The organism is Citrobacter europaeus, from assembly GCF_037482245.1.
Classification (GTDB): Bacteria; Pseudomonadota; Gammaproteobacteria; order Enterobacterales; family Enterobacteriaceae; genus Citrobacter; species Citrobacter europaeus.
Genome location: NZ_CP148084.1, coordinates 3,514,809 through 3,531,649, shown reverse-complemented (window position 1 = coordinate 3,531,649; position 16,841 = coordinate 3,514,809). Strand labels below are relative to the sequence as shown.

Here is a 16,841-nt window from a genome sequence, read left to right as displayed (position 1 = left end):
CTCAGTGTAATGACAGGTATTCTGCGACCGGGCCAAGCGCCAGGGCAGGAACAAAGGTGAGAGCGCCAACCAGTAACACCGTACCGATTAACAACCCGACAAACAGTGCGCCGTGGGTAGGTAGCGTGCCCGGGCTTGCTGGCTGGATCTTTTTACTGACCAGCGACCCGGCGATAGCCATCACGGGAACGATCACGCCAAAGCGACCGAAGAACATGCACAGAGCCAGCAGGCAGTTCCAGAACGGGCTATTGGCGCTTAATCCGGCAAAGGCGCTACCGTTGTTGTTGGAAGCAGACGACACGGCATACAACACTTCACTAAAGCCGTGTGGACCTGGGTTAAGCATGGCGCTGCGCCCGACATCGCTCATCATGGCGATCGCCGTACCGAGCAGTACCAGCGCAGGGGTGACCAGAATCGCCAGCGCGGTCATTTTCATTTCGCGCACATCAATTTTCTTACCCAGATACTCCGGCGTACGACCAATCATCAGCCCGGCGATAAATACCGCCAGTAGCACAAACAGCAGCATGCCGTACAGACCTGAGCCGACTCCGCCGAAGACGACTTCGCCAATCTGCATTAGCCACATCGGCACCATCCCGCCCAGCGCGGTAAAGGAGTCATGCATCGCATCGACAGCGCCGCAGGAGGCGGCTGTCGTGACGACGGCAAACAGACTCGTGGCCAGCACGCCAAAGCGGCTCTCTTTGCCTTCCATGTTGATATTGCTGTCTGCACCGAATGTCATCAGGTGCGGGTTGCCCTGAACTTCAGCCCACATTACTACGGCCACACAGACCACAAATATCAGCGACATGGCCCACAGCAGGGTCCGGCCCTGGCGACGATCGCCCACCACATCACCAAAGGCAAAACACAGCGCGGTGGGAATTAAGAAAATAGCCAGCATCTGCACCAGGTTGGTCAATGCGGAAGGGTTTTCAAACGGATGCGATGAGTTGGCATTAAAGAAACCGCCCCCGTTAGTGCCAAGCATCTTAATAGCTTCCTGGGAAGCGACAGGCCCCATCGGCAGCAGTTGTTTTACCCCTTCGAGAGTGGTGATGGGCTGATAGGGCAATACGTTTTGCAACGTGCCTTGCTGAATGAAGAACAGCGCAATGAGTAACGCAACAGGGACCAGGATCCACAGCGTAATGCGAACCAGATCGACCCAGGCGTTGCCCAGCGTGTTGATACTCTGACGCGAAAAGGCGCGGGTCAGGGCAAAAATCACCGCTATCCCGGTCGCCGCTGACAGGAAGTTCTGCACGGTCAACCCGGCCATCTGGCTGAAATAGCTTAAGGTGGTTTCGCCAGCGTAGGATTGCCAGTTGGTATTAGTGACAAAACTCACCGCCGTGTTGAGCGCCAGATCCCATGAAAGCCCCGGTAGCTGCTGAGGGTTGAGCGGCAGCAGATTTTGCGCCATCAGCATCGAAAACAGGACCAGCAGACCCAGCACATTGAGCGCGAGGATTGCCAGCAGATACTGCCGCCAGTTCATCTCCTGCTGCGAGATGCCCAGACCACGCCAGAGCCAACTCTCCACGCCAGCGAGGCCCGGCAGGGACGTATTATTGATGAGTCGAGCCAGCCCAAACCCCAGCGGTCTGGCAATGACAAACAGCACCAGCAAGAAACTGGCAATGAGTAAAAATCCTTGTGCCGCCATCAGAACGCCTCCGCATTAATCAGGGCATACACCAGGTAACCTAATAAGAAAATGACCAGCACAATGCCGGTTATCACGCCTGCACTCACAGTGCACCTCCAGTGGCATAAATGTGATAACCAGAGCGTAGATTTTTGCTTGCAAAGATTTCGCAAAAATCAGCGGGCGGGGTGTAAAAAAAGTATAAAAATGGCAAAGACCATTATTTAACTAATGGTTAGTATTAATTTAACTTTTATGTAACTTAATTACGATTTTAAGCTAAACGGAGCATCAATAGACAAAAATAAGTGGTCGGATGAGTAGCAAAATTACACACAAGGCGGTATTATTTTCATCAGTTAACCAAGTTTATTTTTCCGGTGCCATTCACCGAACAGATATATGGGAGAGGATTATGGACCTTTATAAAGAGTATCCAGCACACATTGTTTTCTTACGCCGTACCTTTGCCGTTGTGGCGGGCGTGCTGGCGCTACCGGTCATGCTGTTCTGGAAAGACCGCGCCCGTTTTTACAGCTATCTGCACCGCGTCTGGTCCAAAACCAGTGATAAACCGGTGTGGATGGAACAGGCTGAAAAAGTTAGCTGCGATTTCTACTGACAGTTTGCTAAGCCCAAAAAGCCGCTGATATCAGCGGCTTTTTTGTGCACTGAAACTAGAGATAGTTGCTGCGGCGTTCTCTGAGCAAGAGGGGAGAAGCCGTTGGTTGTCTGCTGTCCGGCATGCGGATGGACTTCAGATACAGTGAAAGTACCGAGACGGACTTTGGGGTATTAGGCATTCCCATTTTCTTCATCAGGTTACATTTGTGACTACTGATGGTTTTGCAGTTTTTATTTTTAATTTTCGAGATTTCTGAAACCGTAAAGCCCTCGGAAAGCATCATCAGAATTTGCGACTCGAGTCCGGTTAGCTGAGGTTTCAACCCATAGCTTTCTTCATCATTATTGTGCAGTAACGTGTTTACGATTACCGGATGAAGTTCCTTTAAAGTTATATTTCGTGGCAAGTATAAGCATGAGATGTTAAACACAGAATAAAGGACATTCATCATTATCAGATCGCTGAGGATGATTAAGTTTTTAGCGCCACTTTTCAACATTCTATTCTTCAGATAAAAAATGTCATCATAGATGATATCTTTCTCATCTATCGCAGCAATCGTGAGTAACTCATTGCTGTTTTCTTTGATTTCACTGAAACGTCGATAAAAAACAATTTTACTGTAAAAGAAACAGTCAAGAAGAGAGGCAATGCCCAGCGATGTATACTGGCATGTTCCAACTATTATAATTGTGTTTGTAGTCTTTTTATTCATAAATTACCCCATCCATAGATAAATTTTATCAGCATTTGCAGATTACAATAAACCTACTAAATTATTCCAGTGATAAGCATGTTGAGATAATCCAGGCGTAGACTTTTGGTGCTTGATTTTGCAGTGAATCCAGGATTAGTCTTAAAAGGATGTTTATGTAACTCTTTGAAAGATAATGGTGCCTGTTGAGATTTGTTTCGTATTTTGAATGATTTCTTATTTAATAATTCACGTATATTATTTATCGATTTATTACGTTACCATTTTTATCGGTCTTTAATCGGGCCATTTTTGCTTTTTACGAAATTAAAAATGGATAAAGGGAGGCTGCATATGCAGAAAATGGCAATCATTACCGCATCTGGGAAAAGTTCGTCTGTGCCTGCTGGGAGGAATCACGTTAAAATTATTCAACCAGGAACGACGGTTAAAATTACTGTGGCAAAGGAGATGATTAGCGGGTCACAGAAAGAGGGTAACAATCTTGTTTTGGTGGAGAAAAACGGGTCGAAGATAACAATTGAAGATTTCTTTAAAACGGACGGCACTTTAAAAAATAAGCTGATTCTTGAGGATGGTGGCAAAGCGTATGAAGCAAAATACAATGCCGAAAATTTTGCCGGGCTGGCTTTCTTCCCGGTAAAACAAGCAACAGATGAAAATACTGATAGTGGGGAAATGAATACAGCCGTCTGGCTGGTGCCACTGCTGGTCGCCGCCGCCGCAGGTATTGGTATCGCCATTTATAATAACAAGGATGATGGTAATTCGCACGATAACAAATCCAGTGACAGCAAAGAAAAGCAGGCATTAAGCGATGCGCAAAAAGATGTTGTGAATAAAGACAGCACGTTTATCAATGCGCAAAAGACGCTTGCTGAAGCGGTGAAAGCGATGCAGGCTAATCCATCAACTGCAACCATCAAACCGGTTGAGGAGGCAAGCGCGGCGGTGAAAACCGCGATGGATGCAATGAATAAGGCGAATACAACGCTGAAAACGGCGGTTGATGCGGCAAAAGCCAAAGGGATTGATACTACTGCGGCAGAAAAAATCCAAAAACAGGCGGCAGAGGATGCGATCAGTGCGAAAAACGCCATCGACAAAGCGGCTGAACTGGTCAAAACGGCGATCGCCTTAATCGATGAAAGTGCGCAAGCTATTGCCGGACAGGTCAAACTTGACTATCAATCTGCCAGTGATGCAGCCACGATTGCCAACAAACAGCCAGCTCAGAGCGCCATAGAAGTATCGAAAGCTAAGTTGACCGCTGCCGATGCCATGCTGGGTAAACTGTATACACAGATTGAGCAATTATCGCAGCTAATTGCGAACGCGAAAGAGCAAGGGTTTAACGTTGATAATGCCGCTGCGCGTCTGAAGGATTTACAGGAACAATACGCTTCGTTCAGGAAGGAGAGTACAGCGCTGGCTGACTCTGTTGCTCAGGCGGAGCAAAGTCTGCTGGATCTGAATGCGGCGCGTATGACCGTTGACGCGGCAAACGAAGCGCTGAAACAGGCGGTAGCGCAGAAGTCGCAGGCCGCAGAGAAACTGGCCTCTGCCCTGGCGTTGAAAGAAGAAGTCCTGAAAAACAATCAGCTTGATCGCGTTGATGAAGTGAATAAGGCTATCGCTGCGGCAAATAAAAGCCTGGAGGTGGCGCGTCAGGCTACAGAAGCAGCTAATGCCGCAGCGACAAAGGCGAATGCTGATATTAATAAGCTCAATCCTGCGATTGATCCTGCGATAAAACCGCAGAACGTTACGCCGCTTGATATGCCTGATGTGAAACCGATTGATAAAGGCCTGCAGGTTGATGATAACAAAACGTTTGTTGAGTCCGTACAGGCCTTTATCAAGAGCCTGGTTGATTCGGTTAACAGCGTCTGGACGACAATTGCGAATTCAAAATCACTGGCATTTCTCAGTAATGTCATTTCTGAGATTACCGCCGGATTTAAAACCGTTAGTGAAGTCCTGGGTGAAAAAGTTGTCTCTGCCGTAAAAGCGATCAAAACAATAGAAAAAGCTTTAGTCGAAATCTTCATCAATAAACCAATTGAATTTATTAAAGATATACTGAAAGTTACCGGGCAGAAGATTGCTGAGGCTATCGGTGAAACGGTCTCGGCGATTAAAACAGGGTTCGAGAACCTCGTTTCGAATGTGGGTAAAAATATCGCCGATGCTTTAAAAGGTATGAGCCTGACTGATTGGGTCAATCCGCTCAAATGGAACGCTCTGGTTGGTGAAGTGATTTCTAAGACCGCAGGCAATATCGTAAAAAGCATAGCCGATTTGGTGATGTCGTTACCGACAAAAATTATTGATTTCTTTACTGATGCCATCACTAAATATGCCGGGATCATTAGTGATAAAATTAAGAGTGAACTCAGTATCGCTAAAGAAGCGATAACTAATGTTCTGAAAACGTTATTTGATGGATTTATTAAAAATCCAATCGATAAACTGCTCACGCCAGTCCTTGATAAAATTAAGGAATTCATCAGTCATCCCGTTGAGTCGATTCAAAAATTGCTGTCAACGATTACCGATCTGGCGAAGGATGCTTTTAATATTATCAAAGATATCATTAAATTACCTGGTGAGTGGCTTAAGGATTCCTTCCAGTTGATTAAGGATATCTATAACTCATTTAAAGGCGATAGCGTTAAAAATGGCGATGGCAGTGAATTGTATAAATTAATGGACAAGATACTTCACGATCAACAATCTGACGCTGCAAAGGTTGTCAGCGCATTACTGAAATCTGACGCCAGCAGCGGCGACATTAACTTAAGCAAACTGCTCCCGGAATCTTTAACGAATAAGATCCAGTCCGCACCAGAGTCCAGTTCGTCTTCAGTAACCCATTATCACACAGCCTCAGCAATGGATGACATGCACTCGTCACTTCCTGTCGCTGCGTAATAAAAGGTATGCGTGTTTCAACTAATGTAACACGCAATACCTTGCGGTTACTCAATTCGTACTGAATAAGGGAAACAACATTCATGGAAACTCGCCATTTACCGCGAGCGGCATTGCTGTTGGCGATCGTCACGTCATGTGTATTCAAAAGCCATAGTGCGCAGGTGGCGACATGGCCCGTTATATTTGAGGATGCTGCAGAACCCAATACGTCAGAAACCCAACCTGAGCCTCTGTCTCGCCCTGCGGTAGGGGTCGTGGAAAAACGTAGTGGTGAAAGACAAAAAAACGCAGTGGCTTCTTCCGGTGTACCGGTTAAAGGGCATGACATAACGCTTGCCGAGGCGGTGCAACTGGCAATGGGCTGGCATCCGGTGATTAAACGTGCAGAGCGCGAATATGTGCAGAGTAAAGAGTCAGTCAATGAAGCAAAGGCCGGGTGGTATCCCTCTCTTAGCGCCAGAGTTAAATCCGGCCGCGAGCAGGATAATTACAGGCGAGAAGATAGCAAATCGAATACGTTAGCGCTGAACGCCAGCCAGACGCTGTTTGATTTTGGGAAAATCGCCAGCAAAGTCGATCTCGCGGATGCGACGACACAGCATTCGGGGTCTAACCTTGAGAAAAGTATTAATGATATTGCTTATGAGACGGCGACCAGTTTTACCCAGGCAATTCGTTATCAGCAGTTAACTGAAATTGCCCAGGGACAGGTTGCAGGTCTCCAGCTTATTAACCGTCTGGCTGAAAAAAGAGCCTCATTAGGGGCTAGCGCGGAATCTGACTATTCCCAGTCGAAGGTCCGGCTGGCAGCCGCTATTGCCCTGCAACATGATTATGAGGCGCAAGCCCGGCGTTGGAATGCGAACCTGGATATCGTCACCAACGCTTCTGTTTCTACTGCCCTGAATATGCACATGCCGCAGACGATGGACACAGCTTGCCATCGTGTTGATATCGAAGAGTTAACCTCGCCTGCTATCGAACTGGCGCAGGCGCAAATTAAGATGGCGAAACAGCAGGTTAATACCTTTAAAGCGGAATATTATCCGACGATTTCACTTAACCCAGTCTGGGAATATGAGCTGGAAAACCAGAACGATAATCGTGGGAATCGGGCTAAAAAGGGCGAGTGGGGGATCTTTGTTAACGTGAGTGCGCCATTGTATGAAGGCGGGGCACGTATATCGCGTACTCAACAGGCGGAACAGGCGTTGCTCGCGTCACAATTTAATCTGGATACCGAAAAGACGGAGGCCCGGCGTAAAATTGTCGAGTCGACCAGCCAGATTTCCAGCCTGTATGAAAGTATGAAGGCTAAGCAAGTACGGGAGAAAGAGGCTATCCGCACGCGTGACCTCTATAAATTACAATATCTGGAACTGGGTAATCGTTCATTTTCCGATTTACTTAGCGCCGAATCTGAAATTCATCAAACCAGAATGGATATATTAAACAGCCAATTTACCGTGTCGTCGCTGTCAATTGAATGTCTCTATTATTCCGGAAATCTGGTGCGTTATTTTTCTCAATAAGAGGCTCAATGGAATGACATCATCCAGTACCGTTGATATGTCTTGTACAAGTAAAGACAAAGACGTTGAATATTATTATTTCCAGTTGTGGCAAGAAGCCATTGTACAGATTGCCCATCATTATCGTCTTGATATTTCAGAACAGAATATTTTAGTTGCCTCGCAGTGGTACCAGGAGTGTAAGAAAGAAGATGTATTAAAAACGATGGCCAGACAAGCTGGACTGATGATGAAGTGCACGCCAGTGACGCAATTCCAGTTCAGCACCTGGCTGTTGCCTGTGGTTATCGAAATGCGTGATGGACGCTTTGCGTTGGTTAAAAATATTGAAGATAACCAAAACGTTACTTGCGCATACGTTGACGAACAAGGGTTGTTGACGACCTTCACCCGTGAGGAGTTTCTCGAGGCCGGCCTGCGTGTGATATTGCTGCGACCGTTAACTAATTCGGCCGATCCGCGCGTCGATGACTATATCCGCCCTGTGGAAAAACATTGGGCGTGGCAGATTATTTTTCAGGACATGCGTCCCTATTATTACGTTATTCTGGGGTCACTTTTTATAAATATTCTAGGTCTGGCTGGGATTACCTACTCAATGCAGACCTATGACCGTATTATTCCAGCGCAGTCCTGGCCTACGCTGTGGGTGCTTTTTTCTGGCGTTATATTAGCGTTTGTTTTTGATCTGATATTACGCCTGATGCGCTATAGCATTATTGATATCGTGGGTAAACGAGCAGACCTGCGTATTGCCGATCGAGTATTTGGTCGCGTATTGCGTATTCATTCCGCCCATCGTCCGCAGTCTACCGGAACATTTATTTCGCAGGTGCGTGAATTGGATCAGATCCGGGAGATGATTACCTCCACGACCGTGGTTGCGATGGCCGATCTACCCTTTTTCTTTCTGTTCTTAGTGGTGATCTATCTGTTGGGAGGCATTCTGTTTCTGGTCCCGTTGGCTGGAATGATCCTGATGGTGCTGCCGGGTTTTTTATGTCAGAAAAAACTCGCATTGCTGGCGCGTAGTGCAATGCGTGAATCAAACCTGCGTAGCGCGATGCTAGTCGAAAGCATTCAAGGGCTGGATGATGTGAAATCCCTGCAGGCGGAATATCGTTTTCAGCAGCAATGGTTGAATTATACCGCAACCACGGCCAGCAGCAGTCTGGAACTCAAACACCTGACGCACAAACTTACCTCGTGGTCTTATCTGATTCAAAACGCTGTGTTTGTTTGTGTTGTTGCTGTGGGGACGCCTTTGGCGATGAATGGTGAATTGTCTACCGGTGCGCTGGTTGCCGCGTCAATCCTCAGTTCACGGATGATGGCGCCTGTCGCACAGGTCGCCAATATCCTGACGCGCTGGCAGCAAACAAAGGTCGCTATTGTCGGATTAGACAGTATCATGAAATTACCAACGGATGACGCCCGTGGCGGCAGGCGGGTACACAAACCCTATTTACGTGGCCATTTTGTGCTAAAGGATACGGCGTTTCGTCATCACACCACTAGTCGTCAGAACGCGATCGCTATTGACGATCTGGAGATTAAGGCTGGCGAGAAGATTGCTCTGTTGGGACGAAATGGTTCCGGAAAATCTTCACTATTGAATGCGCTGGCAGGAAATATGTTGTGTGTTAACGGCGTAACGACGCTGGACAACATTCGGCTTGATAACCTCGATCCCGGAGATTTACACCGTGACATCGGTATGTTGTCCCAACGCTCACGCTTGTTTCACGGTTCAATTCGGGAAAATCTGGCGCTCGGAATGCCGCTTGCCAGCGATGAAGAGCTTGAAGCGGCGCTGGAGAAAACAGGGGCGCTCGCTTTTATCAATCAGCTTGCGGATGGGCTGGATCATCTGATAGCCGAAGGCGGAATAGGTTTGTCCGGAGGACAGCAGCAGGCGCTGTTGCTCAGTCGTCTGATTCTCCGCGATCCGCAGATCGTATTATTGGATGAACCCACAGCCGCAATGGATGAAGAGACCGAAGCCGAGTTTATCCGTCGAATGAAACCGTGGATGGCCGGGAAGACGGTTATCATCGCCACCCATCGAAAAAGAGTGCTTGAACTGATCGAGCGCACCATCGTTATGTCGCAAGGAAGCATAGTAATAGACGCCCCTCGCGAGCAGTTTTTTGGTGAGTATTCCCAGGAGGCTGAAGCATGAACAAGGGTAACAAAAGGGGGATCCGTGGTTTGTGGCGACAGGTTGCTGACGGTGTTGTCTTCACCCGGCGCATTCTTCTGCAACATAAATCAGATCCTTCGGATGCTGTAATTGACAATGCTCTCTCGCTGGATCATGAGAACGAACTGACGCTCAGTGGCGCGAAATGGATAGTATTTTGCGTAGTATTTTTTTTGCTGCTTTTTGCATTGTGGGCCTCATTTTTCAGCATTGAAGAAGTCACCAAAGGCAATGGAAAAGTTATTCCCAGTTCACGAGAGCAGATTATTCAGTCGCTGGATGGCGGTATTCTGCAACGCATTCATGTTAAAGAGGGGCAAATTATCCAGGCGGGGGAAGTATTGGCGCAACTGGATAGCGTGCGGACCGCCTCCAGCCTGAAAGAATTTGAAGCTAAATACCGCGCAATGCTGGCCCAGCAGGCGCGACTGAATGCGGAAGTGAATGACAATGAACTGGTATTTTCTGACGAGCTGGATCTGTATCCTGAGTTAATGACGGCGGAAACTCGCTTGTATACCTCACGTAAAACACAGTTTGCTGATGCGATTAAAAATATTCAGGATGCGCGTCGATTAATTAACAATGAGTTGTCGATTAATTCCCGCCTGGCTCAGGAAGGCGCTTCCAGCACCGTTGATGTTATTCGTTTGAAACGTCAATTGGTGGATTTGAATATGAAAGAGGAAGAGCTGCGCGGTAACTATTATTTGCGGTCACGCGAAGAACTGGCAAAAGTGTCAGCGGAGATTGCCTCGCTAAAGCATGCTCTGCGTGGTCGCTCCGACTTAGTGGCTAAATCAACGCTGCGTTCACCCGTTCGTGGCATCGTGAAAGATATTCAAAATAATACTGTTGGTGGTGTTATTCCGCCTAACGGTGTTTTGATGCATATCGTTCCACTGGATGACACGTTACTGATTGAGGCGCAAATATTGCCGCATGACATTGCGTTTATTCATCCAGACCAGAAGGCGAAAGTTAAAATCACCGCTTATGACTATGCCATTTATGGTGGTCTGGATGGCAAGGTAGTGACTATTTCTCCCGATACTATTAAGGATGAACGCAAGCCGGATTTAGTTTACTACCGGGTTTTAATTAGAACCGACCGCGATCATCTTCTTAATAAACGTCAGCAGAAATTGTTTATTTCTCCAGGTATGGTGGCTTCCGTTGACATTGTTACCGGTAGTAAAACGGTCGCCCGCTATTTAATTAAACCATTCAATAAAGTAAATGAAGCTTTGCGGGAAAGATAATTGACCTGCAGATACTAATATAAGGATGACTAAAATGACGACAACAGCAAAAGAGGTGATGGTTGGTGATAAGACGCTTACCGTTGTGCAACTGGAGCCCTGGCAGCGTCTGGCGTTTATTGCTGATTTACAGAAAGATTTCCTGGCACCTCTGCTTAAAAATGCAGAAACAAACGATCTGAATATGCTTTTTTCTGGGGGTAAAAATGGCGATTTTGACGTGATGGCATTGATTTCAGCGTTTTCTGGTTCTCTTGACGGTCAGCGTATTGAGAAATGGACCCGCCGTGTGCTGACGGAGGGCATGGTCATCTATACGCGCCCTGACGGTCAGCGGGCAAAGCTCAGCTTTGGCGAACTGAATAAGTTTTTCACCCACCCCAGCCAAATTATTCTGCTACTAAAAGAGGTTATCGTCTGGAATCTGGCCGATTTCAACCAATTGATGGGCACCTTCACGCCGAAAGCGACCACGGTGGTGAAAGAGAGGGAATAACCGTTAAAAACCCTTTTTGCTCATGATAGCTACACTTAACTCAGTAATGAGAGAAGGGTTGTCATGAGCGAGACAATCCCTGTTGGCATCAGGGATTGTTTGTCGTGGGGTGATTTTGAACCTGCATTGCCTGAAATGGGAAGAGGGTGACAGATACCCCCCCGACAAGAGGAGTGACTTTCAGTCTGCGACAGTAACTGTGGTCCAACCGCTGCTTGCACCATTAACATTACTCAAACACTATATGGCGCAATAGCCGGGTGCTTATCTTTCAGGACTGCGCTATTTCAATCCCTGGCCAGAGGTAATGGGTCTGCGCTACGGGCGTTAAGTCTTTTTCTTCAGGAGTATTATGACCACGCATCTGGTCTGGTTTCGACGTGATTTACGTCTGCATGACAACCTCGCGCTGGCGGCGGCTTGTCGGGATCGTTCTGCACAGGTTTTGGCGCTATATATCTCGACGCCTGAACAGTGGAAGGCACACGAAATGGCCCCACGTCAGGCGGCATTTATCAGCGCCCAGCTAAATGCGTTGCAAACGGCGCTGGCAGAAAAAGGCATTCCGCTTTTGTTTCATGAAGTCGCCGATTTTGCGGGCAGCGTGGAAATCGTCAAAAACGTCTGCGCAGAGCATGGCGTTAGCCGATTATTTTATAACTATCAGTACGAAATTAACGAACGCCAGCGTGATGCTGCCGTCGAGAAGTCATTACCTCATGCGGTGTGTGAAGGGTTTGACGACAGCGTGATCCTGCCTCCGGGGGCGGTCATGACCGGCAATCACGAGATGTATAAAGTTTTTACGCCGTTTAAAAATGCCTGGCTGAAGCGGATTAAAGACGGTGTTCCAGAATGCGTTAGCGCGCCGACGGTGAGAGAAAAAGGCGCTCTTGATGCTCCGTTAACACCTATAACACTGGGCTACCCGCAGCAAGATTTTGATGCGCAGCTGTTTGCGGCGGAAGAAAAATTGGCTATCGCGCAATTACGCCAGTTTTGCCTGCAGGCTGCGGGAGAATATGAGCAGTTGCGTGATTTCCCGGCGGTTGAGGGCACCAGTCGATTATCTGCGAGCCTGGCGACGGGAGGATTGTCGCCGCGCCAGTGTCTGAATCGACTGCTTACAGAGCAACCTCAGGCGCTTGAGGGCGGGGCTGGCAGCGTCTGGCTGAACGAGCTTATCTGGCGTGAATTTTATCGTCATCTGATGACTTACCATCCGGCGCTGTGTCGGCATCAACCCTTTATCCGCTGGACCGAACGCGTGCAATGGCAAAATAACCCTGCGCATTTGCAGGCCTGGCAAACGGGAAAAACGGGGTATCCGATTGTGGATGCGGCGATGCGCCAGCTCAACGCCACGGGCTGGATGCATAATCGTTTACGCATGATTGCGGCCAGTTTTTTGGTGAAAGACCTGCTGATCGACTGGCGTAAAGGCGAACAGTATTTTATGTCGCAACTGATAGATGGCGACCTGGCGGCCAATAACGGCGGCTGGCAGTGGGCTGCCTCAACCGGAACCGACGCTGCGCCGTATTTCCGTATCTTTAACCCCACAACTCAGGGCGAAAAATTTGATCGTGACGGTGAGTTTATCCGCCAGTGGCTGCCGGAACTGCGCGACGTGCCGGGTAAAGCTATTCATGACCCGTGGACGTGGGCTGAAAAAACGCAGGTGACGCTTAACTATCCTCGTCAGATTGTCGATCATAAACAAGCCAGACTGGCGACGCTGGCGGCATATGAGACGGCGCGTAAAGAGTAAAGGCATGGTGGATTTTGCGTAATGCCTTCCAGCAGAATGAATGTGTTGCGGTCTGGGGCTTTTAGCGCTGAAGCGTGCGCGCAAGGTTGATAATGCCCTGATGCAGATGCTTTTATCTGGCAGTAAAGTTCCGTCATCTTCATTCAGGTGATGGAACTTGATGACAATGCCAACAACCTCCACGCCGCACGATGCGGTGTTTAAAACGTTTTTACATCATCCCGAAACCGCGCGGGATTTTCTCGACATTCACCTGCCAGCTGAACTGCGGACGCTTTGCGATTTGAATTCGCTGAAGCTGGAGTCAGAAAGCTTTATTGAAGCGGATTTACGTTCGCGCTACTCCGACGTGCTCTGGTCTTTGCACACACGCAACGGCGACGGTTATGTCTATGTGGTGATAGAGCATCAAAGTTCAGCCGAGCCGCATATGGCTTTTCGTCTGTTGCGTTATGCGATGGCGGCGATGCAGCGCCATCTGGACGCAGGGCATAAGGAACTGCCACTAGTGATACCGATGCTCTTTTATCATGGCTGCCGAAGCCCCTATCCGTACTCATTGTGCTGGCTGGATGCCTTTGCCGACCCCGTGGCGGCAAGACAGCTTTATTCCAGCGCATTTCCGTTGGTAGACATAACGGTGGTACCCGATGATGAGATCATGGCTCACAGACGAATGGCGCTGCTGGAATTAATGCAAAAACATATCCGTCAGCGGAATTTGCTGGGGCTGGTAGAGCAACTGGCCACGCTGCTCCTTACTGGATGCGCTAATGACACGCAATTACAGTCGATGTTTAATTACATCCTACAATCTGGCGACGAATCTCGTTTTAATGAATTTATGCAGGAGATAGCGCAACGGATCCCCCAACATAAGGAGAGGCTGATGACTATTGCAGAGCGGTTACGGTTAGATGGATTACAGGAAGGGTTACAGCAGGGTAAACAAGAAGCCGCATTACGTATAGCGCAAACCATGCTGGAACAAGGTATAGATCGCACAATGGTGCTACTGGTTACAGGTCTTACTGAAGAGGAACTCGCAGCCATTCATGCATAATTACCTGAAAAAACAGGCCCGAATCTTATCACATCATCGGGCCTGTAAACTCAGGACTCTACCGCTAACGCACGGTTTCTGAATTTCAGCGACTGGTACAGCCAAATCAGCAGCACCAGTACCACACAGGCCAGTGCGCCCCAGGTAATTTCGCTAAAGACGTCAATATAGGCATTGATGGAATAGTTGATAGCGCCCGCAGCGTCAAACGAACCTTGCGAGGTCTGATCGGCGATAACGCCTGCCAGGTAGTTGGCGATGGCGCCGGAAAGCAGCATATAAATGCCGGTTAACACGCCGGTTACACCAGGGATCTCAATACGCGTAATTTGCGACATTGCCACCGGGTCAATAAACAGTTCGGCAAAGCCCATGACCGCCAGTCCCAGTACCATCAACGGCATGGAAGAGTGGCCGTAAGCCGCGGACCAGCGAGCGCTCAAGGTCAGAATACAGAAGCCTGCGCTCATTAAACCGAGGCCGAGAGCAAATTTACCCCAGATACGTACGGTACGATTGCCGCCAACGCTTTCTTTGACCACCCAGGCCAGCACGATACCGCAGAGCATCACGGCAAAAGCGTTAACCGACTGGAACATCGCGGTAGGGACGGAATACCCCAGAATATCGCGGTTAACGAAGCGGTCGATATACAGGCTGATCGAGCTGCCGCCCTGTTGAGCAAAGGCCCAGAACAACAGGCTGAAGAAGGTCAGTGTGACGATAAGCCCCAGCTCTTTGCGCTGCTTCTGAGTCTGCGCCTGGCGATAAATCTTTGCCAGAACAGCGAGGCCAATAACAGTGGCAACGATCAGTGCGTAAACGGACCACTCTTTCCAGAACAGGACAGTAATCAGCAGCGGTGCTGCAACCAACAGAACTAACAGCCAGGCCCAGTTTGGCAGCATATATTTTTTCGCACACAGGACGGCCTTGTTGACACCGGTAGTATGGGCGAAATGGCGATTACCGCATAAGAAAATCACCAGGCCCGCCAGCATACCAATCGCGGCCAGCGCAAAACCCATCGCCCAACTGTACTCTTCCTGCACGTAGCCGCAGGCAATGGGCGCGATGATTGAACCAATATTCCCGGCAGCGTAGAGCAGAGAGAATCCACCGTCGCGGCGCGGATCTTCAGGTTGATACAATTCGCCCAGCAGGCAACTGATGTTGGATTTAAACAGACCATAGCCGCAGACAATTATCGCCAGAGACAAATAGAGGAACGCCGGAGCCATTTCGCTGGCGCCCAATACCAGATGCCCCACCGCCATTAAAAATGCGCCTATCATTACCGCCATCCGGTTGCCGAGCACTTTATCGGCCAGGTATCCCCCAAGAATCGGCGTGACGTAGACCAGCGAGCAGTAGGCGCTGAACAGTTCATAAGCGTGATTATCGTCGTACTTAAGCTGGTTAGTGAGATACAGGATCAGTAGCGCACGCATACCGTAAAAACTGAAGTATTCCCAAATTTGTAGCGCGACGACGTAATAAATCGCCCGTGGTTGAGATGCTTGTTTATTCATTATTTTCTCGAAGTAAATGCCTCACGACAGGCTGAACGTGCTGCGCGAGTGTGTTTCCTTAAAGTTGTAACTTTGATACAGATCTGATTATTTTTGCAATATGCTGTCTGATTGCATAAATATACATGAATTAGATCGCGTAGTGGTAAGCAAATCACGTTCAAAGCAGGTGTGATTGTTTCTTGATGTGTCAGTGAAATGGCTATCGACGAACGCAGGCGAGGACGCTATTTTAACCTAAGCTGTGTAGCTGTTTGAGCAAGCAGAATTTATGACTACGAGGACGATGATGAAAAACACCGAACTGGAACAACTGATCAACGACAAACTGAACAGCGCCGCCATTAGCGACTACGCGCCGAATGGTTTGCAGGTTGAGGGCAAAGAGACGGTGCATAAAATCGTGACCGGCGTGACCGCAAGTCAGGCGTTGCTGGACGAGGCAGTGCGCCTTGAGGCGGATGCGGTCATCGTTCATCACGGTTATTTCTGGAAAGGCGAATCTCCGGTAATTCGCGGCATGAAGCGGCATCGTCTGAAAACGCTGTTGGAAAATGATATCAACCTGTATGGCTGGCACCTGCCGCTGGATGCCCACCCGGAACTGGGGAATAACGCGCAGTTGGCCGCGCTGTTGGGGATTACCGTAATGGGTGAAATCGAGCCGTTGGTGCCATGGGGGGAACTCTCCATGCCGGTTCCGGGACTGGAACTGGCATCGTGGATTGAAGCGCGTTTAGGCCGTAAACCGTTATGGTGTGGTGATACCGGGCCGGAAAAAGTTCAGCGCGTCGCCTGGTGTACAGGCGGCGGTCAAAGTTTTATTGATAGCGCAGCCCGATTTGGCGCCGATGCCTTTATCACCGGTGAAGTCTCAGAGCAAACCATTCACTCAGCCCGCGAGCAGGGGCTGCATTTTTATGCTGCCGGTCACCATGCGACCGAACGCGGCGGCATTCGCGCTTTAAGCGAGTGGCTGAATGAAAACACCGATCTGGACGTAACCTTTATCGATATTCCTAATCCAGCCTAATAAAGAGGG

Annotated in this window: 13 protein-coding genes and 1 pseudogene; 10 read left to right on the top strand and 4 right to left on the bottom strand. The window is 48.7% G+C overall.

Annotated features, from left to right (window positions below; all coding sequences use genetic code 11):
- Nucleotide 1: 1 nt before the first annotated feature.
- Nucleotides 2-1,681, bottom strand: coding sequence for a potassium-transporting ATPase subunit KdpA (gene kdpA, locus WHR59_RS16720; RefSeq protein ID WP_338843313.1), 1,680 nt, complete (start codon nucleotides 1,679-1,681; stop codon nucleotides 2-4).
- Nucleotides 1,681-1,770, bottom strand: a complete 90-nt coding sequence (kdpF, locus tag WHR59_RS16715; protein WP_072033319.1) for a K(+)-transporting ATPase subunit F — start codon at nucleotides 1,768-1,770, stop codon at nucleotides 1,681-1,683. The genes kdpA and kdpF overlap by 1 nt, the downstream gene beginning before the upstream one ends.
- 308 nt (nucleotides 1,771-2,078) lie before the next feature.
- Here kdpF and WHR59_RS16710 point away from each other — a divergent pair, with 308 nt between their 5' ends.
- Nucleotides 2,079-2,285 (top strand): YbfA family protein, encoded by a 207-nt coding sequence (locus WHR59_RS16710; protein WP_043015600.1) that lies wholly within the window; start codon nucleotides 2,079-2,081, stop codon nucleotides 2,283-2,285.
- A gap of 55 nt (nucleotides 2,286-2,340) precedes the next feature.
- Here WHR59_RS16710 and WHR59_RS16705 read toward each other — a convergent pair whose 3' ends face one another.
- On the bottom strand, nucleotides 2,341-3,003 hold the full coding sequence (locus WHR59_RS16705; protein ID WP_338843312.1) for a LuxR C-terminal-related transcriptional regulator: 663 nt from the start codon (nucleotides 3,001-3,003) through the stop codon (nucleotides 2,341-2,343).
- A gap of 333 nt (nucleotides 3,004-3,336) precedes the next feature.
- Here WHR59_RS16705 and WHR59_RS16700 point away from each other — a divergent pair, with 333 nt between their 5' ends.
- The 8 genes and pseudogenes from WHR59_RS16700 (at nucleotide 3,337) to WHR59_RS16665 (ending at nucleotide 14,267) form a co-directional block, all read left to right on the top strand.
- Nucleotides 3,337-5,937: a BapA/Bap/LapF family prefix-like domain-containing protein gene (locus WHR59_RS16700; protein WP_338843311.1), complete on the top strand. Its 2,601-nt coding sequence runs from the start codon at nucleotides 3,337-3,339 to the stop codon at nucleotides 5,935-5,937.
- 83 nt (nucleotides 5,938-6,020) lie between these two features.
- Nucleotides 6,021-7,472, top strand: a complete 1,452-nt coding sequence (locus tag WHR59_RS16695; RefSeq protein ID WP_338843310.1) for a TolC family protein — start codon at nucleotides 6,021-6,023, stop codon at nucleotides 7,470-7,472.
- A gap of 13 nt (nucleotides 7,473-7,485) precedes the next feature.
- Nucleotides 7,486-9,654: a type I secretion system permease/ATPase gene (locus WHR59_RS16690; RefSeq protein WP_051642627.1), complete on the top strand. Its 2,169-nt coding sequence runs from the start codon at nucleotides 7,486-7,488 to the stop codon at nucleotides 9,652-9,654.
- Nucleotides 9,651-10,937 carry an HlyD family efflux transporter periplasmic adaptor subunit gene (locus WHR59_RS16685; protein ID WP_338843309.1) on the top strand — a complete coding sequence of 429 codons (1,287 nt, stop codon included), beginning with the start codon at nucleotides 9,651-9,653 and terminating at the stop codon, nucleotides 10,935-10,937. The genes WHR59_RS16690 and WHR59_RS16685 overlap by 4 nt, the downstream gene beginning before the upstream one ends.
- A gap of 34 nt (nucleotides 10,938-10,971) precedes the next feature.
- On the top strand, nucleotides 10,972-11,433 hold the full coding sequence (locus WHR59_RS16680) for a phage tail assembly chaperone (protein ID WP_087053017.1): 462 nt from the start codon (nucleotides 10,972-10,974) through the stop codon (nucleotides 11,431-11,433).
- Nucleotides 11,434-11,638: 205 nt separating this feature from the next.
- Nucleotides 11,639-11,764 (top strand): annotated as a pseudogene (locus WHR59_RS16675) (DUF1722 domain-containing protein); the annotation flags it as partial.
- A 21-nt stretch (nucleotides 11,765-11,785) separates the two neighbouring features.
- Complete coding sequence (gene phrB, locus WHR59_RS16670) at nucleotides 11,786-13,204, top strand: deoxyribodipyrimidine photo-lyase (RefSeq protein ID WP_087053016.1); 1,419 nt, start codon at nucleotides 11,786-11,788, stop codon at nucleotides 13,202-13,204.
- 160 nt (nucleotides 13,205-13,364) lie between these two features.
- Nucleotides 13,365-14,267 carry an Rpn family recombination-promoting nuclease/putative transposase gene (locus WHR59_RS16665; RefSeq protein ID WP_075144981.1) on the top strand — a complete coding sequence of 301 codons (903 nt, stop codon included), beginning with the start codon at nucleotides 13,365-13,367 and terminating at the stop codon, nucleotides 14,265-14,267.
- Between the two features lie 50 nt (nucleotides 14,268-14,317).
- On the opposite strand, the gene dtpD is transcribed toward WHR59_RS16665, so the two are convergent.
- A complete protein-coding gene (dtpD, locus tag WHR59_RS16660; protein ID WP_181633972.1) occupies nucleotides 14,318-15,799 on the bottom strand; it encodes a dipeptide permease DtpD in 1,482 nt (493 codons plus the stop codon).
- Nucleotides 15,800-16,088: 289 nt separating this feature from the next.
- Between dtpD and ybgI the strand changes: the two genes are divergently transcribed.
- Complete coding sequence (ybgI, locus tag WHR59_RS16655; protein WP_338844084.1) at nucleotides 16,089-16,832, top strand: radiation resistance protein YbgI; 744 nt, start codon at nucleotides 16,089-16,091, stop codon at nucleotides 16,830-16,832.
- Nucleotides 16,833-16,841: the final 9 nt, after the last annotated feature.